Below are 24,274 nucleotides of genomic sequence, written 5' to 3' on the forward strand. Positions count from 1 at the left end.
GAGTCATGGACGCTGTGTCTATTTTTGTGATAATATGTATGAGAATTTACAATATTTATCTCCGAGGTATGAACTATGATAATTTCACATAATCTATCTGCTCTAAATGCAAATAATATGCTGCGAAGAAACACCAAGGCCAGTTCCAACAGTATGGAAAAGCTGTCATCTGGCTTACGCATCAACAAAGCAGCTGACGATGCTGCAGGCTTATCCATTTCCGAGAAAATGCGAGGACAAATCAGAGGATTGGAGCAGGCATCCAGGAATATTCAGGACGGTGTATCCCTCGTTCAAACAGCTGAAGGCAGCTTGAACGAGATGAATGAAATTCTGCAAAGACAACGAAAATTGATAGTTCAGGGATTGAATGGTACAAATAGCGATCGCGACAGGCAGATGATCGACCAGGAAATAAAGCAGCTTACCGACGCCTTAGACAGCCTGTCAAAGAGTTCTGAATTTAATACAATTAACCTGCTGGCACGGGATGATTACACAATCCTTGCTGATCGTTCAAGCAGCAGTTCAATCTCTGGTGTAACTGATCCGCCTCCAGTAACTACAGTATCTACCAGTGTAGTCTACAAACCGCAAGGAACACCCGATGAACCCAAGCATGTCATAAGTAATACAGATACCACAGTAACGAGTCATACATATTCGAGTACCAATACTAACATTCCGATTACCACTCCAGACGGAAGCGCCGGATATAATGAGTATAATGTTGATACTCACACAATAACCACAACGGATACCAATAATACTGTCTACGAAACGTTAACAGCATCAAATGATCCGCAATACTCCAAGCCTGCCTATTGGTTCTCTTCAGGTATGAATAAAACCAGCTTTGGACCTAAGGAGCTTGGCGATGTATACGGTGCAATGTTTGAGAATATCGAAGTGAACGGAAGCTCGGTACCTGTTGAATATTCATCACGCAGCGGCTCTGGAACAGATCCTGCTTGGGATCATATGTGGTTCTCCGGTACGAACCTGTCCATAATGAGATACAGGACAGTACTTCCTGATAACTCCATGGAGATCAAGTATGTAATCAATAACATGAATACATTTGATACCAACATCAAACTGGACAATATGATTGATCCTCCCGCAAATTCGACAATCACAGATGCAGGTGGAAATCCGCTGTCTATTGGAAATAATATTATTAATCCTCCATCTGGAAGCAACTTCAACCTGTCGGGGACCGATGCTGATACTGGCCTGAAGTTTGATGATTCTTCAGGATTGCTGGCGCCTACAGAGTTGACCATTAATAATCCTGCAGTAGGTCAACCGCAGATTAATTTCGATTGGCAGCTCGATTTACCAGCCGGTGCGAGTGTAACATTGGGCTTCACTTATGGCCCGTTTTCCTTAAATCTTGGTGTGTATGAGCTAACCCATGAGACCGTTACAACCAAACATATCGATACAACTGTGAACACGGATACCACTGATATAGATTACGTTCCACCCAAAGTCGACATTCAGGCAGGGGATAGACAAGATCAGGTCATCCACATCCCCCTGTTCAATGTAACCTCGCAGGGATTAGGTATTGCGAATCTGGGAATAGTGCCCCCCTCCATACCTGAGACAGCATTGAAACAGACCGATGCAGCCCTAACGAAAGTAACGAACTACAGAGGATTATATGGAGCATTGCAGAACCGTATGGAGTACACTTTGGACAATGTGCAGAATTCCAATGAAAACCTGACCTCAGCAGAATCACGTATCCGTGATGCCGACATAGCTAAGGAAATGCTGAGTTCCACCAAAGCTAGCATTCTAATTCAGGCTACACAGACAATGCTCGCCCAAGCCAATCAGAATCCTCAAGCCGTACTACAGCTGTTAAATTCTGTATAGGGAAGGCACTGACAACAAGCAGGACAAATCCGAATCAACACACAAAAAGCCCAAGCCCGGCATAACACCCCAGGCTTGAGCTTTTCATTATTCCTGTTCCCCAATAGTCCGAATAATCGTATCGAACGGTTCTAATTCCACAGTCTGCGGTCCATACTCCGTCTCGATCGTAGTCTTTTGCAGCTGGTCGCTGTTATTGATCACGACGAGCATCTTGCTCTCCGGATAATACGCGCACTCGGTATAGAGGTTATCCGGGATGTACTTCGTATCCTGTAGCTCCTTACCGGCATAGCGGATCAGGTTCAGCAGCAGACGGGTATTCTCCCAGCCGAATTCGAAGGAAGGCAGGTAGATTCCCTTACCTTTACCGAAACTATTCGCAGATAGTGTGATTTTACCGTCCAACTCACTCATCACAGCAGCGGAACCATCCGTAAGATGGATGCCGTTCTTCGGTGTAATGCTGGCGCCATCAGGCACCAGACCTTGCTCAGCTTGAACCTCATATGCCCATTTGCCATGTGCTACCCGCGCACCCGTGTCCTCATCCACACCCAGAACATGCGCCATTCTGAAGTAGCTGTCGTATCCCTCAACCGCCGAAGGCTGGTTAATCCCGATAAAGGTACCGCCCTCATACACCCATTTGGTCAGGACATCCACAGACTTGCTGTCTTTCCAGTAGTCCCCGCCGCTCCAGGCTGTACCGGCACTGCCTGCATTAATCACTACATCAATATGCTGCAGCACGCCCTGGCGGATATCCTCGAAATCAATGAACTGCACCTCAACCGGCAGACCGGATAGAGCTTCATTAATGTGAATCAGCTCATGCATATACGTCTCATGGAAGTGGCCGGACAAGGTCCAAGATCTCAGCTTGCCCCAGCTATGCAGAATGGCTACCCTGGTCTTGATATGATAGGGCTTGCCTTGCTCATGCAGCTCTTTAATTTCTCTGAATTCATTCGCAATCTTCTCGATATAATCACAGAAATCCGGGTAAGGCTCGACCAGATGCAGATATCCGCCCAGGCCAATCCGGTCAATCGGCTCACGCAGGAGGGCACGCCGGATGTTGATCCAGTATTTTTTGGCATCCAGTGTCGGATTTCCCCCTTCCATGAAGGTAGGCGCGCCGCCTAAACCCACCGGGAACAAGTACGGATGCAGCCGGATCTCATGCGTATCCACTTCCACCCCTGAACAGAGCCTTGCTTCATATCCGGAGAACACACATTTGATCATCCCGTCGAAACCAAACTCACCGAAGCGGTCATTGTAAGGCTCTGCGCCAACCCAGCTGTCATCGTAGAAGACATACGCCAGCTTGTCATGCTTATGCACAATATCAATTAACTGCTTGCCGAATCCGATCACGAAATCATTGATAAAAGCCATATAGTCGAGCTTGCGCTGCTCCGCCGGGATATGACTGACGCGGTATTTGCCGCCGTTCACGAAATCTTCTGCCGTCAGCGAATAGCCGTATTGCTGCGCGAACAGATCCAGACCTCTCGCACTCACCGTGAAATCATAGGAACCCCAGTCTGAGAAAAGATGGCGGTTACGCTCACTGCTGCCCCAGATCCAGGCGAAATTATAGAACAGGGAAGTAAACCGGACAACCGTCGTTTCCTTATGCTCCTGGCACCAGTCTTCCATCCATTCCAGCAGGTACTTCTGCGTGTCCTGATACATAGGATCAATCTGCATCAGATGCTCTTTGTTCCAGTTGTTCGTGGTGTGATTGTACATGGAGATCTCTTCCCAGATCCGGTAGGCCATGAAGCTGACGGTGTATTTATGCCAAGGTACGATTCCGGTAAGCACCACATTGCCTGACTCCCGGTCGTAATTCCACTGCTCTCTCGGTACTTCTTCACCGGTCGTCCGGTCATATACCTGCCAGTACTTATACGCCTCACGGGAATCATTCACTCTGAACTGTTCAGCGAAGAAATCCTCCATCAGGTAGACCGACAAATAATCCTGCACAGCCACCTTCGGATTCGTAATAAGGAAGCTCTGCTGCAGCTTATCCGGGTTCTGCGACGCCCATTCATTATGGTCCCGGATGATACAGACTGTAGAATAAATGCCGTATCCGGCATTGATAATCTCATCAGATAACTGTGTACCGTCACTGTCACGGATGACATCGGCACCCCAGCGTTCAGCGAGTTCAAGCGTTAGCGCTTCGTAACCGGATTCTCCCGGCAGTGTGAAAGCGCCTGTTGATGGTTTGGACAATTCGGTTCCCTCCTATTTAAGCATATCGGACAAGAAAGCAAGCGCTAAGCCTTGGCCCCAGCCTTGAATCCAGTCTTTTGGAATATTGCGGTACCCTTCGCGGTCCTTCATTACGGCTGTGCCGCCGGATACGCCCAGGACACGTCCGTCTTCGCTGATGTTTGCAAGAATGCCCTTTAACGCTTTTTGCACATATTTGGTGTGCAGCGGATTGCCGTTGTTGATCATCGCCGCCGCAATGCCGCAGGATGCCGATACTTCTTCATAAGATTCCTCATCATCCAGCACCGTCCGCCACAAGCCGTTCTCTGTCTGTACAAGCTTCAGCGCCGCCAATTGATCACGGAGCGAACATTCCACGTCCATACACTGCGGATACAAATACCAGTCCTTCAAAAGCGGCTTCACCTGCGACATTGTATACGCACCCCAGGCATTCGCTCTGCCCCAGTATAGTCCGGACATATGATCCTGCTTCACATTGTTGTAGCCATGGAACCAGAAGCCGGTGCCAGGGTCCTGCAGGTATTTGATATGCCAGTAGTATTGGTTGAGGGCATCCTGGATCAGCTCCTGATCCTTCAGCTTACTGCCCACACGCAGCAGGAAGAATGCCGCCATAAACAGCGTATCCGCCCAAGCCTGTTCCGGAAAATCATTAGAAATCGATACCGTATGCTGCAGCACATTGTCTCCGAACCGCAGCGCATTTTTACGGATGTATTCTACCTTGCTCATCGCAATATCCCAATATTTCTGCTCTCCAGTCGCTTCATACAAGGTGATCAGCATGTGGCCCATGGCACAAGTATTAACCGTCCAGTCCGGCAGCCCCAGCTCAATATATTCATCCGCCCACTGAACCAGTCTGTCCAGGTACTCTTTGTTCCCTGTAGTCTGATAAGCTCTGGATACCCCATAATAAGCTACGCCGCAAGGCCAGTCCCATGTTAAGTCCATCGCCAGTGTTTTGTTGGTGACCTTGTCGATAATACTTAGAATCTCTTCCCTGTTGAAATCCACTTGAATCATCTTATTACCCCTCTCTTGTCTCACGCGCCTCAATAGCGCTTACTATCCGTCTCATTGCAAGCGCTTTACATACTCCATTGTAAGCAGTAAAATATTCTATATCTAAGCATATTCACAGCAAAACTGCGCATTTTCGACCATTTATCTATTTTAATATTATAGAGGAGCCCCCGGATATGCCCAGAAAAAAGAAACCCGTCATCGAGTACCGCCACTACAGCCTGCCGATCCATTTCCCTGTGCTGCTGTTAAGCGGGGAACGCTGGAAGATCTCCGATATTAAGAGCGAGCACCTGCATTTCCATAACCACCTGGAGATTGGGATTTGCTATTCGGATAGCGGCATCATGGAGATCAAGGGCGAGTCTGTACCTTTTACAGCCGGTGATGTGACCTTCCTCCCCCGGTACCTTCCGCATACGACGTATAGTTCTCCGGGTGAGGCCAGTCTGTGGTCTTATCTCTTTTTCTCGCCGGAGGACCTCTTTCAGCATTCCTTCAAAAGCGCCTATAGCAACTTCGAGCCGAATTTGTGGGCGGTGCTGGGGAAGAACTGTATCCTGAATAAGGATAAGCACCCCATGGTGTATAGTCTGGCCACGTCGATTGTGGAGGAATTGCAGCAGCAGAAGCCTTATTATCAGGAGAGCGCCTACGGCTTATTGCTGTCGCTGTATATCGAGCTGCTCCGGATCCATTCCACGAATGAGGCGCTGACCGATCAGGAAGCAGGGCATAATCTGAAGGGCGACTTCGTCATCTCCCCGGCGCTGGAGTATATCACCAGGAACTATATGCTGCCGATGACCATCGACTTCCTGGCCGACCTCTGCCACTTGAGCACCACCCACTTCCGCCGCAAATTCCATGAAATGATGGGCACCGCCCCCCTCGACTTCCTGAGCAGCACCCGGATCGAAGAGGCCTGTAAGCAGCTGAAGAGCACCGAGGATTCTATTCTTGAGATTTCTGAAAAGGTGGGGTTTCATTCCATCTCCAGCTTCAACCGCTGTTTCTCTAAGCTAATGGGCACGTCCCCCAAGGAATGGCGTAAGAGTGCACAGTCCGAGACGCAGTCGGCGAAGGCAAGTATTCTGGAATTTACGGGGTGGGTATGAGAATGAATAGTAAGGGTGAAAAGTCTGTCCTTGCAGACAAGATTCACGAACTGAACAAGCAGGTGCTGGCAAAAGAAGAGGAGCTTGCCGTCCTAAAAAAGACCCGCGCATATCTTCCGCAATCTAAAGCACAAAGATTTCAGTTCATCGAAGACCATAGCTCCGAATTTACGGTAGAGAGGCTGTGCAGCATTCTTGAAGTATCACGGAGTGGATTTTACAAATGGAGAAGTGCCGAAGTCAGCCCTCAGGCGAAGCGCAAAGCCTTACTGCTAAAGCGGGTCGCTTACCTCTTTGAGGCTAACCACGGCCAGTACGGCAGTCCAAAGATCACCCTCCTCTTAAGGGAAGAGGGCTATATTATTAGCGAGCGCACAGTAGGAAAGTACATGCGGGAACTTGGTTTACGTGCGTATTACGCCAAGCAGGTGGATAAGAAACTGGAGGAATAATATTATTCCAATAAACCACTATATATAAAAAGAAGCGAATTCAGCACAGTGTCTGGATTCGCTTCTTCTATAATTAACTTAATTAATCAATCAAATCCGACTTCTGCAGCAGCCGCTGAATCAGTACGGCCACTTCCGCGCGGGTAACATTCGCCTTTGCCTCCAGCTTGCTGTCCCCGCGGCCGGTAATTAAGCCAGCCTTAGCTGCAAGCGCCAGGCTGTCCCCGGCCCAGGCGCCTATGCTGCCTGCATCTGTAAAGGCTGCAAGTACACTTGCTGTATCCACTGTGCCGGTCTGCTCTGCAAGACCTGTCAGCTTCATCGCCTTGGCGATAATGCTCATGGCCTGCTCGCGTGTGATCCGGGCATCCGGACGGAAGGCTCCGTCCTCGAAGCCGGTGATCAGCCCGTATTCGGATGCTGTCTCCACCGCTGCCGCATACCAGCTATCCGCTGCAACATCTGCAAACGCCGATGTTCCTTCCGCAAGCTTCAATCCCAGGCCGCGTACGATAATCGCTGCGAACTCTGCACGGGTGATGTCTGCGTTCGGGTTGAAGGTCGTTTCGTTCACACCGTTAATGACCAGACGCGATCCCATATCGTTCACTGCGTTCTTCGCCCAGTGGTTGTCCACATCCGCAAAAGTCAGCGGATGCCAGACCACCGCATACGAGCTGTTCGTCAAGCTCTTGATATCTGCGTAATACCTGCCGTCTTTCCGGACGAGTCTGGTCGGCACATGGCGCACTGTACCATCCGGGTCTACGACGATTCCCGTCGTAATCCGGTTAGGATCAATACCATCCGGAAGAGCTACTGTACGCTCCACGTAAGCATTGAACCGGCTCACTTCGACTGTCAATGTATCGTAAGTTGCGGTAACGGTGAAATCTATTGGCGGTGCAACAAGGGTGAAGCCCCCTCTGCCTGCAGCAGCTGTCACTACCTGGTTCATGGATGCCGGGGTTTCAGCAATCGTAATCCTCAGCGTAATGTCCTCCAGCTTCATCCCGTTTCCGAGTCTCTCAGCCAACGCACCGATGTTGATCTCGGATGCCGGCAAAGTATAAGTCCCTTTGGTTGTCTGAAGCACCAGGGTTGCTGATACATTCTCCATGTTCTTGATCATCTGGCCGTTCAGCTCCGCGATGATGATGTTGGAATCCAGCATCATCGGAATTGTAACTACAGCGCCATTCCCTTCCGCATCCAGCTTCGCTTGAAGCTTCGCCGGATCAACAGCGATAGTAGTTATCTTCAAGTTTCCGGAGGTCGTTGTTGTGGCTTTGCCCGCGTTCTCTTCCTTGCCGTTAACAAGGACGATCACATCGGTAACATTGCTTGCCGCGGAACCAGTACTGGTTCCGGTTCCCGGAATGACGGGATCGGGATCTGGTGTTACGGTATTAGCTGCCACAACAACCGCTGTTGCGCTGCCGTACTTCACTACCTTGCCGTCAGCATCCACTTCTGCTATTCCAATCCTATCGCCGTTAGCTGCAGGAATTAGACCATCGATTCCTACAAGGGTGTATCCCGTCAGGATTTCCCCAGCATTAGGTGTAACAACGCTGCCCGTGCCGAAATTCTTGTACAGCAGCTTATGTCCTGCAGCTGGCTCCGGCGTAACACTGATCTGCGTATATCCGTTATTCCCTGCACCACTTGGATCGCTGGCACTCACGGACAAGCCCCCCGCAGGGATAAGCTCATTAATTGTAAAGGTCAGCGTAGTTGCCGGACCCGCCGGAACCGATCCGCTGGCCGCAACCCTAACCTTAACGGTGTGTTCACCGCTCAAGTCCGGCAGGTTGGTTCCGTCGTAGCGTACGAAAGTTCCGTCGTCCACTGCGAATTCCATGCTGGTGTCCAGACCAACAATCGTATTGTTCTGGTCATCCGCTGCCACTTCAGGTGCAGCCGGGATGACTGCATCCGAATCATGAACGGTAACCTGAGCAATATTAGAAGCGAATGCTGTTGACGTTGCCTTCTCCCGTACATAATACGTGTCCGGTGCAAGACCCGTAATAATTGTGTCTGTAACTTCTGACCAAAGGCCTGTACTGCCTATCTTGTACTCCATCTGGACTGTCAGATTCTGCAGGGTACCGTCATTCGCCCCGTTGTACGTCACATCTGTAACACTCACGCCAACCGGAGCTGCCGGACGGGCTGGAAGACTTAACATCTGCACTGCACTGTCTGTAGTCGTAGAAGCGTTGCCTTTCTTCACGATGCTAAGTGACGTTCCCAGCCAGCTGCTGTCGATGGCCAAGTTACCATCCGCTGCCGCTGTTACTGGTATACCATTCACTGTGTATGAAGCGTCCGGTGTCAGACCTGTCAGCTGCTCTGCCGCATAGTCAATCTCTGCGGCCGGAGCTGCTTCCGGCGTTGCCGTGAACGACAATACCGTTAGTTGCACCGAAGCCGAGATGAATGTCGTTGCCGTTGCTTTCGTCCGGACATAGTAGGTGTCCGGGACAAGTGCCGTTACAGTTGTGCCCGGCACATCCGTCCACGCACCTGCTGTCCCCTTCTTGTATTCCATTGCAGTTGTTACGTTCGTTAAAGTACCATCGTTAGCATTTAACGAGGTTTCATCCGTCGATGCCAAACCAGCAGGTGCTGCCGGACGAACAGGAATACTCACCGTCTGTGCCGCGCTATCTATAGTCGTCGAACCGTTACCTTTCTTCACAATACTCAGTGAAGTTCCCAGCCAGCTGCTATCTATAGCCAGCTTACCATCTACGGTCGCCGTTATTGCCAGTGTACCGTTCAACGTGTATGCACCGTTTGCCGTAAGTCCCGTCAGCTGCTCAGCTGCATAGTCTATTTCAGCTGCCGGGATTGCTTCCTGCGTCGGCACAAACGCAGCCACCGTCACGCTCTGTGCTTCCGACACAAATGCCGCCAACGTCGCCTTCGCCCGGACGTAATACGTGTCCGGTGCAAGTTCTGTCACGCTTGTGCCCGTTATACCAAGCCACGTACCCGCGATGCCCTTCTTGTATTCCATCGCCGTGGTTACCCCAGTCAATGTGCCATCTTCGGCACCAATTGCTGTCTCCTCCGTTGCCGCCACACCAGTAGGTGCTGCCGGACGAACAGGAATACTTACCGTCTGCGCCGCGCTATCTATAGTCGTCGAACCGTTGCCTTTCTTCACAATACTCAGTGAAGTTCCCAGCCAGCTGCTATCTATTGCCAGCTTACCATCTGCGGTCGCCGTTACTGCCAGTGCACCGTTTATCGTGTACGCGCCGTTTGTCGTCAGATCCGTCAGTTGCTCAGCCGCATAGTCAATAACTGCTGCCGGAGTCACTTCCGGCGTCGGCACAAAGGCAGCCACCGTCACACTCTGCTCTTCTGATACAAATGCCGCCAACGTCGCCTTCGTCCGAACGTAATACGTGTCCGGTACAAGCCCTGTCACGGTTGTGCCCGTAACATCCACCCATGCACCCACGATGCCCTTCTTATATTCCATCGCCGTGGTAACACCCGTCAATGCGCCATCTTCGGCACTTATCGCCGTTTCATCCACCGCAGCCACACCAACTGGTGCTGCCGGACGAACAGGGATGTTCACCGTCTGCGCCGCACTATCTATAGTCGTCGAACCGTTACCTTTTTTCACAATACTCAGTGAAGTTCCCAGCCAGCTGCTATCTATTGCCAGCTTACCATCTGCGGCCGCTGTTATTGCCAGTGTACCGTTTATCGTGTACGCGCCATTTGCCGTCAGACCCGTCAGCTGCTCTGCCGCATAGTCAATTTCAGCTACGGGGGTCGCTTCCTGCGTCGGCACAAACGCAGCCACCGTCACGCTCTGTGCTTCCGACACAAACGCCATCGAACTTGCTTTCGTCCGGACGTAATACGTGTCCGGCGCAAGTCCTGTCACGGTTACGCCTGTAACATCTCCCCAGTTACCTAACGTGCCCTTCTTGTATTCCATCGCCGTGGTTACCCCAGTCAATGTGCCATCTTCGGCACCAATTGCTGTCTCCTCCGTCGCCGCCACACCAATAGGTGCCGCCGGACGAACAGGAATACTCACCGTCTGCGCCGCGCTATCTATAGTCGTCGAACCGTTACCTTTTTTCACAATACTCAGCGACGTTCCCAGCCAGCTGTTATCTATAGCCAGCTTACCCTCGGCGGCCGCCGTTACTGCCAGTGTACCTTTTATCGTATACGAACCACTTGCCGCCAGACCCGTCAGCTGCTCAGCCACATAGTCTATGACTGCTGCCGGAGTCGCTTCCGGCGTTGGCACAAACGCAGCCACCGTCACACTCTGCTCTTCTGATACAAATGCCGCTAACGTCGCCTTCGTCCGTACATAATACGTGTCCGGCGCAAGCCCTGTCACGGTTGCGCCTGATACACCAAGCCACGTCCCCGCGATACCTCTTTTGTATTCCATCGCCGTGGTTACCCCAGTCAATGTGCCATCTTCGGCACTTATTGCCGTTTCATCCACCGCTGCCACACCAGTAGGTGCCGCCGGACGACTAGGGATGCTCACCGTCTGCGCCACGCTATCTATAGTCGTCGAACCGTTGCCTTTCTTCACAATACTCAGCGGTGTTCCCAGCCAGCTGCTATCTATAGCCAGCTTACCATCTACTGTCGCCGTTACTGCCAGCGTACCGTTCAACGTGTATGCACCGTTTGCCGTTAGTCCCGTCAGCTGCTCAGCTGCATAGTCTATTTCAGCTGCAGGCGTCGCTTCCGGCAATGCCGTGAACAGCGATACAGCTACCGTCATCGGCGAACCGCTGATCTTGTACCCGCTTGTCGAATTTACCGCTACCGATACGTCACCTTCAGTTGTTACTGAAGTAAGCCCTATGCTCCAATCTGTCCCTGACCCGCTCAAAGCTCCTTTTACAGCAGAACCAGTGCCATCTGTAATTGTAATATCGCCTGCCGTCAGTCCGGCAATCGCGGTATCGAAGGTCAGATCAATCTTCGTCGATGTTGTTGTTCCGGACACGCCGTCAGCTACCGCTGACAGCAGTGCAACCGGAATTGAAGCCTCTGTGTCAAACATTTTGCCGATTATTCTATAGTGACTGGCATCTGTATTATCTGTTTTGATCAGAACAACCTTATCGCCGAAGGCGGGATACAAAGCGAATTTCGGATAATATTCCACATCGAACATCCAGCTGTCTTCATCATATCCCTGAAATACCACCGGAGCGGAATCTACAGGCTGATCTGAGGTTAGGACCAGGTTGCCTTCATAATCATAGTAGTTCAGGTAAGCATACTGAGTTCCTGACCATTCTGTACCGTAGTTGTATGCATCGTTGATGGCAGCATTGGAGATGGGATCCGTGCTTACTGTTACGAATCCGGGCTGTGCACCATCCTTATAGACTGCAGCCGAAGCTTCACCCAGATAGCCGTTGACCTCAAATCCGTCTTGGCTGTTCCCCTCATTGTCATATAAAGAGACCGTGGATCTGTCATTCACCCAGTAATATTGGCTGAACATGAAATTCCCGTTGTTCAGCGTAGACAGATACAGTTGTTTCTCATTCGTTCTTGCTCCTACATCAATTGTTCTTAAGAGCGTTCCGCTGTTACTGAATATCTTCAGATAGATGTAATCGGCTGAAGCTCCTGAATTGTAAGCAACCATATATACACCATCTCCGGCGGATACATAAGACATGCTCGCATTAGCATCTACCAGAAGTGCTTCACTTGTAACAGGCGAACCCGCAGCGGTGAACACACGGGTAACCGTGCTCTTATTGTCGTTTCTTTGCCAGGAAAAGGCTATATTGCCGTCCGACAATTCCGTTGCCGATACAAAGCGTGTAAGCTGCGGAAGACTAGCATCACTAAATGTATTTATCTGAGTCTGGGTGGTTACTTTGTGCCCCGCTTTATCAAGCACCATGAAATAGGTATTAGGAGTGCTCTCCGTAACTGTGCCCAATTGCAGATTATTTTCGCCCGAGTCACTTTTGTTGTACGTAATTAATAGATTGCCGTTATTTAGCACAAGCATATTTACATCCGTCATTTTGTAATAAGTGTCCATCAAACTGCTCAGATTAATATCCGTTATGAGCATTCCCGTATTATCAAATATCCTCAGAAAATTAGATGAAACGTAAGTATTGCCTTCATAAACAAATGAGTTCAGCAATACTGCTGTGCTTCCGTCCAGAAGACCCTGGGCAGCAGAAAGATTTTTGCCTGCACTGTATGTAACCGGAGGCTCAATCACAAAATCCGTTGTTTCATTAAATGAAGGCACGGCAGCGTAAGCCCGGAGTGACATAATAGGCAGCAACCCAAGGATTAACACTAGAGCCAAACCTATCTTGCCTATCTTTTTTAACATTTCGTTCCTCCTTGTCGAATGAGCATCTTTTATAAATTGATAACGTTTCCGTATGAGCGCACAACAAAAACCCTTAGCCTACTTTATCGACATTTCGTATGAATAAGTTTAATTTTTGACAAACAATCGCAGTAATTAGCCTGATTCACATGACTTTTATTATTGCTTTATAACAAAAAGACCCAAGCATCCATGCCCAGGTCCTATGTCTATATCTATTCCGGGGTAACCCTATCATTGGATTCCGCATTTACTTCTGGTTCCTCTTTTTGGCATCTGCAAGTATTTATTGCTATAGTAGAATGGTGCCTGGCATGTGATCAATCAGAAGGTCATCATAATTAACTATGGATGGGGAGGGCTTCCTTTGCAAGAGCTGTTTAAGACGATCATCAAGCAAGACGTGAAACCTTTTTTCTCCGCACAGGGCTATCGTACAAAAGATCTGAATTTCTACAAAACAGAAGGCCAACTCAGCTATAAAATCAATATCCAGAAATACAAGTACAATACACACAAGCAACTCAGCTTCTATGTGAATTACAGTCTTCATTCCGAAGAGCTTGCGCAATATAGGCCTGCTTCGTCTCTGGGCTTGCCTCACTTCTATGTCCGGATCAGGAACATCGTCCTCGCCGCCCCGGAACGCTACTTCCTGACGCCGGAGGTAGATGTGGACAAGTTCACGGCAGACCTGCTGCTCCATTTGGATCAGGGTCTTCAATTCTTGTACACCTTAACCGATGCCAGGGCCATTATTGAATACTATATGCAGCGGACAGCACTGCATTTAAGTGAGGAGACCTTCGGGTTCCTGCTGGATACAGGGGATACAGAGACTGCGGAGCAATACCTGAAGCAGCTCCAAGCGAAATACGGCGCCGAGAAGCGCTGGGCGATCTTGGAGAAGAAGTATGCAGCGGTTTGGGAGAAATACGGGCTGAAGCATTAGCGTTAGCACATTGGGTTCGGTTTTTCGCATACATTCGGCCCGTGCGCACTCGCACCAACCCTACACAAATAAAAGGGCTTCCCGCTCTCGTAAGGAGACGCCGGGATAGCCCTTGTTCAATATACATCTATCTGCACAGGTCAGGATAGATTCTCCGACATCAGTGTAAACCCTTCAATTACAGCATCCTCATCAATCTCAATCAGGATACAGCGTTTCCCCTGATAATTCACCTGTCTCACATACTTCAGATCCTGCGGGCTGACCGTAATCGAAGCTACCTTTGTATCGATCTTGATCGATTTGGACGTGAATTTCGGGATCACGCTGTTTGCTTTCATCTCATAATTCTTATCGTCGACGATGGTTTCGAACGCGCGCTCTACCTTCTCCATCGTCACTTCCTCTACGCCGCTTGCCTTCAGCACACGCTCTACATCCCGGTAATCGAGCTTCGGCGGCTCTTCCTCATCCTCATGGTCCTCGATGACCTGATGAATACTTTCATATACCTGCGCAATGGTCGCCACATCGAGTTGTTCGCCCGTTATTTCCTTTACGATATCCTCAAAGATGGATCTCTCTTCCATGGCTGTCACGGACCGCTCCGCATTCAGCACCTGTTCGATGAAATGAGGGTTCGGATTATTCGAGCTCCCTGTACAATACAGGATACGATTAATATCCGAATAGTTGTCCGTTACACTCGGGTAGAAGAAACCTTGCTCCGGCGTGCTAAGCTTGATGATCGGATCAACCATCACATTGTATTTGAATTCCCGCTCCACGTAATCGAACAGGAGGGTTTTGCGCTGCTGCTCCGTGGAGTTCACACTGCATAGGATGAACGGATGTGAGAACATCTCATCCTTGCCGGTTTCTTCGGCTTCATCATTCCGGGCCTTGGTCGGCCGGAAGTATTGTCCGCGGACAAACGTGATTACCGCATCCTTCTCATACTTGACGTCCACCAGCATTTTATCCACCAGCATCAGCATCAGGTCCTGCCATTCTTCCGGATCTCCCGTCACCAGCCCCTGATGAAGCATGACCTGCGACGGCTCCTCCGCTTCTTCAAGGAACTTCAGCTCGAACAGTTTATGATCCAGCTCCCCGGTCAGCAGTTTCCGGAAATTCGCCATATACAGCTCCTGCTTTTCGCGGTCCAGCATGGCGAACGGCTGGCGTTCACAATGGTAGATCTCATTGGTTTCCTTCATAATATACACGTTCAGAATATCGAACAGATGCAGCTGATCGTGATCCATCTTAAATTGCTTACGTATATGTGCAGCTTCTTTCTTTATCATGTTCTGGGCACAGCTCCTATGAAATAAATTGGTTTAATCAGTATAAACGATATAAAAACCCTTCGCCAGAAGGGTTTTTATTGCCGGTTCTGTTCAGTTGTGTACACACGCCACAGGAATTCAGGTTCACTCGAATTGCTGTTGTCTCTGCCCCTGCCGCTCAATCATCCCCAGATAGCGGTCAAGCTGCTGCTCTTCCAGCGAGGCGATCATATCAGCAAAGAGCTTCAAGTCCCGATTCATAGCATAGGCTTCTAGTGCATTGAAGTAATCCAGCCGGGATTCCTTGGCAATAGAGACAGGAAGATAACCGTGAGACAGCAGTTGATAGTTCATAATCAACCGCGAAGTTCTGCCGTTCCCATCGGCGAACGGAAGGATACGCACGAATTCGGCATGGGTCCATGCTGCAAGCTCAATAACGTTGGTGACATCCTTTTCAGCTAAATCAGCGTAAAAGTTTTGTACCTGGCGGTACATTTCACCCAGTACTGGTGGTGTATGGGCCGCTCCAGATATATATACCTCTACATTCCGGTAGATACCGCCCACCATTATATTCTCAGTCAGTACAGCATGAATATCTTTAATAATGCCTTCATCCAACGGTTTTCTCTGATCAATGCAGGCTTTAACATACTGGTAAGCTTTATTATGATTAATGACCTCGTAAATTTCCCGCAGCATCTTGCCGCCTACAGACAACCCTTCCTCCAAAACCACCTTGGTTTCCAAAAGGGTTAACGTATTCCCTTCAATGGCAGTTGAGTTATGCGTATATTCCAGTTCGAAAGCCTGCACATAGCTTTTTAAAGTGATTTCCGGAAGTGTGTCTTTGGCTTGTTCATATAAATCTTTTTTGCGCATTAATTCAGGGTAGCTCATCCTGCCTGCTCCTTTCCTTCGCTTAACTATCTTAAAAAAGAAATAGACCGCCCTAATCCAAAGGAAACGGTCTATCTCCTAACTGTTATTTTGAAGTCTCCACCTTAAAAAGGGCTATATAATATGAATAAGAAGTCGCGCCCGATGCACGTCTCTCTTTGCATTTTACTCTATTCCTGCCTTTACTATACCACAACCGGTTTTTATAAATAAATATATATACGTCCAACTACTCTAGGAAAAACTCCCCTTCATTATTGCCCTGTTCCTCTACCGCCACCTGCGCCCCCCCGGCCACCTCCACCGCCGAACCCGCCTCCGCGTGATTCCGCGATTTCAGTGATTTGTTCGCCATTGACCGTGACAGTGCCGCCATTCAGTTCAGCTGTACCATCTGCATCAAAAGCGGAAGTCGCTTCTACATTAAGGGTCCCGCCATTGATATAGATGTCACCATTTGAATCAAAGGCATCCGTATCCCCGCTAGCCATACTTACATCAATCGTACCGCCGTTGACCACAATCGATGAATTCGCGTTGACTTTTGGTGTTGCATTTATACCGTCATCAGTCGCATACAACGTAATCTGACCTTCATTTACGATAATGTTGTTTGCCTCGATACCTTCTACTGCACTCTTAATGTTGATCATCCCGCCATCGATTTGAACCAGGTTGTTGCCGGTAATGGCATCGTCAGCAGCAGTGATTGTTAAGGTGCCACCTTCGATATAGATATTCCCGAGGGTAGTATCCTCTTCGTTCTCGCTATGCAATCCATCCTTCTGTGTATTAATCGTGATCGTTCCATCATGGATCAGAATCGCATCATTCGCTTCTAATGCATCCGCAGAGGACTCTATGGTATACACGCCTCCGGTAATTTTGAGATCATCCTTGGAAGAGATCCCATTTCCTTGACTCGACACAATGCCTAAGGTTCCGGTTCCATTCAGGGTCAGATCTGCTCTTGAGAAAATAACCGCATCCAAATTGGTCTCCCCATCCGCCACATAGCTTCCGGACACCTCCATATAGTTCTCGCTGTCAGTGGACGTAACGAATACCTTATCCGCTGCTTTCACATAAATGGCAGGTGCATCTTCATTGGTTATACTCACACTGTCAAGAACGATCTGAACTTTGGCATCGTCGGCAGCCTCAACCGTTACCGTCACATTGTCCACATCACCACTCAAAACATACACGCCTTCCTCACTCAGTATCACATCCTGATTGCTCTCCAGGTTCATTGGTGTTGCAGCAGTAAGATCCGCCGCCTGTTCTAAATCCCGGTCACTGAATAATTCCGTGGTGTCCAGAGCGGAAACGGCAGCCTCCGGTGATTCAACAACAGCACCTTCTGCTGCGGATGTTGCGCTTGGTGACACGGTTAGAGCTACAGATGGAGTGGTTGCAGCAGCAACCCCGCTGCCCTCTTGTGTATTAGAGCAACCCGCGGCGGATACAGTAAGTAATGCGGCAAGAGCAATGACACTTATGCTGTTCAGCTTTATCATTTTCATGTATTAACACTCCTCGTATAGTTAGTAGTCATCTATAGGCTGTTTATCGTTCAATAAGCATTAACGCTACCTGACTTATTCCAAGCATAAGCCATAACACTTAAATCAAACTTAAACCGCGAAAACTAAACTATATATGACAATAGATGTCATTCCCATACTCTATAATGAAGCTGTATTCAACAAAGGAGGTAATAACGAAATGACGGATTTACGTGGAAAAATCGCTTTAGTAGCCGGAGCTACCAGGGGAGCTGGCCGGGGGATCGCTACCGAGCTGGGGGCAGCGGGCGCAACGGTATATGTGACAGGAAGATCGACGCTAGCCCAACGTTCCGAATATGACCGTCCTGAAACCATAGAAGAAACGGCAGAGCTTGTCATCAGGGCTGGCGGTCACGGAATTCCGGTTCAAGTCGATCATCTGGACCCTGTCCAGGTAGAGACATTGGTGAATCGTATTGAAAAAGAGCAAGGCAGGCTCGACATCCTCGTGAATGATATCTGGGGCGCCGAAAAGATCATCGAATGGAATGTTCCGTTGTGGGAGCATTCCCTTGAGAAGGGGCTGCGGATGTTACGGCTCGCGATAGATACCCATCTCATTACAAGCCATTTTGCGCTCCCTCTTCTGATTAAGAATAAGAATGGGTTAATTGTAGAGATGACGGACGGAATCGCTGAATACAACAATCAGAATTACCGGGTGTCGATGTTCTATGATCAGGCCAAAACCTCCGTGACCCGTATGGCCTGGGCTCTTGCCCAGGAGCTTAAGCCTTATGGCTGTACAGCGGTGGCGCTCACGCCAGGCTGGCTTCGTTCAGAAATGATGCTCGAACACTATGGGATACAAGAAGATAACTGGCGGGATGCTTCTGCCAATGAGCCTCACTTCATCATCTCGGAATCCCCACGTTATGTAGGCCGGGCCGTCGCTGCTCTTGCTCAAGACCCCGAATTATCCAGATGGAACGGACGGTCACTCTCAAGCGGAGAGCTGGCGCAAGTCTACGGGTACACAGATATGGACGGCTCCCAGCCGGATTGCTGGCGTTACATGGTTGAGGTCGTAGATGCCGGTAAACCGGCGGATGCTGAAGGCTACAGATAAAATACAAAAACCCGGACGCTGAACGCATCCGGGTCTCCTTATATCAACCTGCCCTATACTGATTCTGGAACAGCAAATCATAGGCATCGTTCCGGTTAAACAGGTTCTCATGGGTATCGAAGGCTGCGACCCTGCCCGCTTGCAGAACCATTACCTTGTCGCAGTCCAGAATGGAAGATAGACGGTGCGCAATGGAGATCATGGTTTTCCCGGAGGAAAGACTCTTGAGTTCGCTAATGATGTCACTCTCATTCTCGCTGTCCAGCGCGCTTGTGCTTTCGTCGAAAATAATGATGTCCCTGTCCTGCAGAAAAGCACGCGCAATCGATAACCGCTGTCTCTGGCCTCCGGAGAGCTTCACACCCTTTTCTCCAATAATCGTATCCAATTGATCCGGCAAGGTGTCAATGAAATCATATATACTCGCCCTGCGGCAGCACTCGATCAATTCCGCGTCGGTTGCCCCGGCCTTGGCCAGCAGCAGGTTGTCTCTGATCGACATATTGAACAGAACGGGTTCCTGCACAACAATACTCACTTTGTCGGACACACTCTCACTGTTCACCGAAGAGATATCTGTGCCGCCAATGCTTACTGTTCCCCCTTGTGGTTCCATCTGCCCTGTCAACAGCTTGGCGATGGTGGATTTGCCGCTGCCGCTTTGTCCAACGATCGCCAGATGCTCCCCCTTACCCACAGAGAATGATATACCGTCAAGCGCAAATGAATCGTTCCCCTCATAGGCAAATTTCAGCTGGTTAACATTGATATCTGTTCCTTCAATCTTCTTATAGGGCTTCTTAGCTGCTTCTATATTTAGAAGCCCGATCACTTTACCGATGCTCACCGAGTCATTCTTGAAGTTCATCATGGAATTACTAATGTTCTCGATGTATCCGAAGAACTGTCCGTAAAAGCTGATAAACACAAGCAGCACACCAACCTCCGAGTAGCCTTTAATGACAAATAATCCGCCGATAAAATAGATGAACAGCTGGGTAATGAAATTCTTGGTGAAGAACGAATAGGTAATTCCCAGATGCATATAGAGCTGGTTAAGAAACCACACATGCCTGATCTTCTTGTAATGTCCGTTTAGCTCAGCCAATTGGGTGTCTTCAAGATTATTGGTTTTGATATCCTTCCAGTTTTGAAAGTTGGAGTGTAAAAAGGATTCATATTGAATCTGCAGTTTCCAAAGCTCCTCTCCGGTAAGCTTCGCTTTCCCTCCCAGAAAATTAACCGTTACCAAAGAGACCGGAACAAAAATAAAACTGATGAGTGCAATCCGCCAATCATAACATAGTAGAATTACTGCTAACGCCACAGCATAAACAACAGCGTAAATAAAATCTAAGATATGCGTCTCGAAAAATTTCCCGGCAATTGCCGAATCGTTCTCAATCCGGCTCTTAACATCGCCAATGCTATATTGGCTATATTCATCATGTTCAAGGCTGATAAGCTTCTTGAGCAGTTTATTCTTGATTCTCAGATCATATTTCAGGATTAACTGGTTAGAAAACCGCTTACTGACGGCAATTCCGGTTGTAGTAAGCAGGAAAACCGCCAGATATCCGCTGATGATTAACCAAAGCTCATTCAACTGCTTATCTACCAAAACGCGGTTAACCAATAACGAGTACAAGAACAGGGGGATCAGCCCGAATACTAAGCTCCATATCTTGAACATCCCCAGCGCAAGGAGCGGTTTTCGGATACCGTCTATATCCCGGGTTAAGGCCTTATAGGTGCCCCATCGTTTCATACAGCTTCACCTCCTGCATACTGTTCGCTGAATAAGTCTATGTATGTTGGATTGCCCGTAATCAGTACGTCGTGAGTATCGTAGCCTTTGACAACACCGTCCGCTAACACCGCGATTCTATCACAGCTCTGGATGGTGGAGAACCGGTGTGCGATGATGATCAGCGTCCGGTCCTGCGAGAGCTCACGCATTACCTTCCGGATCAGCGCTTCGTTCCGGCTGTCGAGGAAGGATGTAGCTTCGTCGAAGATCAGAATCTTCGGATTCTTAACTAATATCCTTGCGATTGCCAGACGCTGCTTCTGCCCGCCGGATAATTCCTGTCCACCCGTCCCCAGCAGAGTATCCAGTCCGTCCGGAAAGGTCATGACCACATCATACAGAGCGGCCTTCTTGATCGCTTCCATCAGGGCTTCATCATTATCCTTATGATTTGTAAATGAAAGATTGTAACGCAGGGTCTGATCGTACAGAATAGTCTCCTGATGGACAATCCCCACCTGGCTCCGCAAGCTATGCAGGTTATAGTCATTAACATTCACACCGTCGATCAGAAGCTCGCCGCTGTCCACTTGATACAGATTGTAGAGCAGGTTACCCATCGTTGTTTTACCCGCGCCGCTCCTTCCGACGATGCCAATCGTGCTGCCTGCATCGACGCGGAGATTGAACCCGTTCAGAACCTGTCTGTCTTCACTGTATCCGAAGGTGACATTATTAAATTCAATCAGGCCCTCTTTTATGGGCTGCGGAGGCTGGTTTTCCTGGTAATCCTCTTCATCCTCATTCAGAATATCCACGACACGCTGCAGGGAGACTCTCTGCCCCCAGACATCGGTAATTTTGCCGTTAATGGAGCTGAAGTAATTCACGGCCATATTGAAATAGCTTATCGCGGCTACAAACACACCAAGCTGCATTTGGCCTTTAACAATGAAATAGGCGCAGATGACAAATATGAGCAATTGTGCGGCAAGCGTGATGAATGCATTCACCCTTTCTGTGGTCACTCCGATTTTTCCGTTTTCCACATTCATTTTATTAATGGCAGCCGTTTTCCTTAGATAAGTGCTTGTTACTTTTTTACCTGCGTTAAGGATTTTGACGTCCTGCAGATTCTTCACAATTTCGAATAAATACGAGGATAGCTTACCCTGTTCCGCCCGAAGCTCCTTGTTGACCTGTTGCGCTCTGGTCTTGAAATATTTCGAGGCAAAAAACACGGCGGGAACCAGAACGACCGTAAAAGCACCCAGCAGTACATTGTAGTAAAACATAAAACAGACAGCGAATAGGATATGCAGCAAGTTGGAGTAACCCCACAGTCCGCTCCAGAAGACGAGATTCATTATATCCGTAGCGTCGTGGTTCATCCGGCTGATCATATCCCCGCTGTACATCCCGGAGAGGTCTTTGCCTTTTTTATGTAATATCTTGTTGAACAGAGCCCGCCGGATATCGAAGACAAACCCGGTCATCATCTGCGACGAAATAAGATTGTTTAACGTTGCAACCACAAACTGATTGAACAAGAGTATGCCGGCATAGATCAGACATAGATCCAAGAAGGCGCTCATGTCCTTATCATAAAAAGCGATATTGATCATCTTCCCGCCCAGGAACGGATAAATCAGGTTGACCAACGTCATTAACGTAGTGATCATGAACCCGCATAGAAAAACCCATTTGTGCATCAGCATAAATTTCATGACCCATTGCCTCTTTGTCATAGACTCACGCAGCCCCTTCCATATATTCACAAACGAAATTGTAGCACGAATGTTCGTATGAAAGAAATGATAAAAACACCTGCCAATGACAGGTGTTTATGAAGCAATAACCAGCTAAATCTAATAGAATCTATTGGGATTGGCACCGCTCAGGCCAGCAGGGCGCGGGCTACCTGGTCCACAATGCAATTGATGCCTGTCGGCCCATAGCAGCCGATCCATGTAGCGGCATCCACCGGGTATATACGCTGCCGTTCATCTGCATCCAGCAAGCCCCGGACGTTCTGCTCGGTCACAGCCAGGTCATCCTGCAGCAGCTCGTTGCTTAGCCAAAAGTAGTGGCTGGCATGTACTGCCGGCAGCCTGTCGACGGAAATATGATACGCCGTGTCGGAGGTATCTGCGACAAATAGCGGAGCAGGCAGACCCAGGTCCCGGTAGAGCACAGCGCCTGTGCGGTGCGAAGCCGTATGTACGCGGACCAGTGACTCCCGCGGGCGGATCAGAGCCACGCTCTTGCCTGCCAGCACCGGGGCAAGCTCTTCTGAGAGCAATGCCGTGCGGCGAAGGTAATCGGCAATAATACGTTCCGCCTGGGCCCGCTTGTCCGTCAGTTCACCGAGCAGGCTCAGAATCGTCTGCCAGCTCTCGTTGCGCCGAAACATGATAGTGGGAGCAATCCGGCTTAAGCGTTCATAATGCGGATCATGCACCTCGGTACAGATAATCAAATCCGGCTGCAGCCGTTCCACAGCCTGCAGGTCCGGGTACTCGTAGGTTCCGAGCATTTCCGTTGCCTTAAGCCTTTCCCGGATATATTGGGGGAATTTCAACACTGCACCGCCCAATCCTACACTTCCTGCGGGTGACAGCCCAAGCGCAAGCAAATGGTCAGCATATTGAACATCAAGTACAGCGATTCGCTGCGGAGAAGCAGTGACGTTATATTCGCCCCGCATATGGCTGATTACCGGGTCCGGCAGCCCGGAATACGCAGCGCCCGCACCGGGCACTGAAGCGGCAGTCCGCCTGTAGAGCTGCGGGGGGACTCCATAATATTTCTTGAACGCCCTGCTGAAGTAATACATGTCGCGGTAGCCTGTTCTTTCAGCGATTTCGCCGATGGGGGCATCCGTATGACGCAGCATCCGTTCTGCGCTCTCCATCCGCAGCCGGATCACATATTCCATCGGGCCGAGCAGCTTCTCCTGCTTGAACCGCCGCTGCAGCTGTCTTGCGCCGCATCCGGCAAGCGCAGCCAGCTCTTTAAGCTCCAGCTCCTGACGGTAATGCCCCGCTATATAGGCAGCAACAATCTCCACCATATCCGGCTCCGCGCCGCCCTGACCGCGTTCATGCTCCATAATAAGCTCGTACAGCATTCCTTGCAGCAGCGTATTGGTATGGAAGCGTTCCAGCCCTTCTCCCCGGCTCCATTTGGCTATGAGCTTGTCCGCTGTCTGATGCAGCTCCGCCGGATGTGCGGGATGATGAATAAACGAAGTGCGCAGCGGGTGGTTGCGCTGCGGGAACAGTACACGGGCGGCTCCCGCCATTGGAACAGCCTTGTAGAGAATAACGGTATAATGAATGTTCTCCGGTCCGGCAGTCATCGTAAATGCCGACCCCTTAACAGCGTGGCAGACAAAAGAGGCCTGGATACGGCGAACCTCGCCATTCATCACAAGCCTCCCTTCCCCGCCGCCTGCCAGCAATAACAGATTGGCTGACAATCCCGCTTCGCGCAGAACACCGCCGGGCGGCAAAGTACCGCTGCGTACGTCAAGCGTCTTGATCGCCGTATCACTCCATAAACTTGCCTGCTCCTGCAGCGGCATTTCTCTCATCTCCTGACAATAGCA

Annotated in this window: 14 protein-coding genes; 5 read left to right on the top strand and 9 right to left on the bottom strand. The window is 49.5% G+C overall.

Annotated features, from left to right (window positions below; genetic code table 11):
* The first annotated feature begins 75 nt into the window (after window positions 1-75).
* Window positions 76-1,887 (top strand): flagellin N-terminal helical domain-containing protein, encoded by a 1,812-nt coding sequence (locus tag GC101_RS36595; protein ID WP_171719103.1) that lies wholly within the window; start codon window positions 76-78, stop codon window positions 1,885-1,887.
* Between the two features lie 87 nt (window positions 1,888-1,974).
* On the opposite strand, the gene gnpA is transcribed toward GC101_RS36595, so the two are convergent.
* Together gnpA and GC101_RS22570 are read right to left on the bottom strand one after the other, a co-directional pair.
* Window positions 1,975-4,143: a 1,3-beta-galactosyl-N-acetylhexosamine phosphorylase gene (gnpA, locus tag GC101_RS22565; protein WP_171719104.1), complete on the bottom strand. Its 2,169-nt coding sequence runs from the start codon at window positions 4,141-4,143 to the stop codon at window positions 1,975-1,977.
* A 12-nt stretch (window positions 4,144-4,155) separates the two neighbouring features.
* Window positions 4,156-5,175 carry a glycoside hydrolase family 88/105 protein gene (locus GC101_RS22570; protein WP_171719105.1) on the bottom strand — a complete coding sequence of 340 codons (1,020 nt, stop codon included), beginning with the start codon at window positions 5,173-5,175 and terminating at the stop codon, window positions 4,156-4,158.
* A gap of 176 nt (window positions 5,176-5,351) precedes the next feature.
* Between GC101_RS22570 and GC101_RS22575 the strand changes: the two genes are divergently transcribed.
* Together GC101_RS22575 and GC101_RS22580 are read left to right on the top strand one after the other, a co-directional pair.
* The gene (locus GC101_RS22575) at window positions 5,352-6,293 is read left to right on the top strand and encodes a helix-turn-helix domain-containing protein (protein ID WP_039292517.1); all 942 of its coding nucleotides are present in this window, start codon (window positions 5,352-5,354) and stop codon (window positions 6,291-6,293) included.
* A 2-nt stretch (window positions 6,294-6,295) separates the two neighbouring features.
* Window positions 6,296-6,745: an IS3 family transposase gene (locus GC101_RS22580; RefSeq protein WP_171719106.1), complete on the top strand. Its 450-nt coding sequence runs from the start codon at window positions 6,296-6,298 to the stop codon at window positions 6,743-6,745.
* Window positions 6,746-6,827: 82 nt separating this feature from the next.
* Here GC101_RS22580 and GC101_RS22585 read toward each other — a convergent pair whose 3' ends face one another.
* Complete coding sequence (locus GC101_RS22585) at window positions 6,828-13,127, bottom strand: S-layer homology domain-containing protein (protein ID WP_171719107.1); 6,300 nt, start codon at window positions 13,125-13,127, stop codon at window positions 6,828-6,830.
* A 367-nt stretch (window positions 13,128-13,494) separates the two neighbouring features.
* Between GC101_RS22585 and GC101_RS22590 the strand changes: the two genes are divergently transcribed.
* The gene (locus GC101_RS22590) at window positions 13,495-14,079 is read left to right on the top strand and encodes a DUF4304 domain-containing protein (protein WP_171719108.1); all 585 of its coding nucleotides are present in this window, start codon (window positions 13,495-13,497) and stop codon (window positions 14,077-14,079) included.
* 140 nt (window positions 14,080-14,219) lie between these two features.
* Here GC101_RS22590 and GC101_RS22595 read toward each other — a convergent pair whose 3' ends face one another.
* The 3 genes from GC101_RS22595 to GC101_RS22605 form a co-directional block, all read right to left on the bottom strand.
* Window positions 14,220-15,389: a DUF4317 domain-containing protein gene (locus GC101_RS22595; protein ID WP_076248902.1), complete on the bottom strand. Its 1,170-nt coding sequence runs from the start codon at window positions 15,387-15,389 to the stop codon at window positions 14,220-14,222.
* Between the two features lie 126 nt (window positions 15,390-15,515).
* Entirely contained in the window at window positions 15,516-16,274 is a 759-nt protein-coding gene (locus GC101_RS22600) for a Fic family protein (protein WP_171719109.1), read from the bottom strand.
* A gap of 254 nt (window positions 16,275-16,528) precedes the next feature.
* Window positions 16,529-17,800, bottom strand: a complete 1,272-nt coding sequence (locus GC101_RS22605) for a carbohydrate-binding domain-containing protein (RefSeq protein WP_171719110.1) — start codon at window positions 17,798-17,800, stop codon at window positions 16,529-16,531.
* A 202-nt stretch (window positions 17,801-18,002) separates the two neighbouring features.
* On the opposite strand from GC101_RS22605, the gene GC101_RS22610 reads away from it, so the two are divergent.
* A complete protein-coding gene (locus tag GC101_RS22610) occupies window positions 18,003-18,914 on the top strand; it encodes an SDR family oxidoreductase (protein WP_171719111.1) in 912 nt (303 codons plus the stop codon).
* 43 nt (window positions 18,915-18,957) lie between these two features.
* On the opposite strand, the gene GC101_RS22615 is transcribed toward GC101_RS22610, so the two are convergent.
* The 3 genes from GC101_RS22615 to GC101_RS22625 all read right to left on the bottom strand — a co-directional run bounded on the left by GC101_RS22615 (window position 18,958) and on the right by GC101_RS22625 (window position 24,250).
* Window positions 18,958-20,682 carry an ABC transporter ATP-binding protein gene (locus GC101_RS22615; RefSeq protein WP_171719112.1) on the bottom strand — a complete coding sequence of 575 codons (1,725 nt, stop codon included), beginning with the start codon at window positions 20,680-20,682 and terminating at the stop codon, window positions 18,958-18,960.
* On the bottom strand, window positions 20,679-22,391 hold the full coding sequence (locus GC101_RS22620; protein ID WP_171719113.1) for an ABC transporter ATP-binding protein: 1,713 nt from the start codon (window positions 22,389-22,391) through the stop codon (window positions 20,679-20,681). Before GC101_RS22620 ends, GC101_RS22615 begins: the two co-directional genes overlap by 4 nt.
* 170 nt (window positions 22,392-22,561) lie before the next feature.
* A complete protein-coding gene (locus GC101_RS22625) occupies window positions 22,562-24,250 on the bottom strand; it encodes a helix-turn-helix domain-containing protein (RefSeq protein WP_171719114.1) in 1,689 nt (562 codons plus the stop codon).
* Window positions 24,251-24,274 lie beyond the last annotated feature (24 nt).

The sequence above is a fragment of the Paenibacillus phytohabitans genome (assembly GCF_013141775.1).
GTDB classification, from domain to species: Bacteria; Bacillota; Bacilli; order Paenibacillales; family Paenibacillaceae; genus Paenibacillus_AQ; species Paenibacillus_AQ phytohabitans.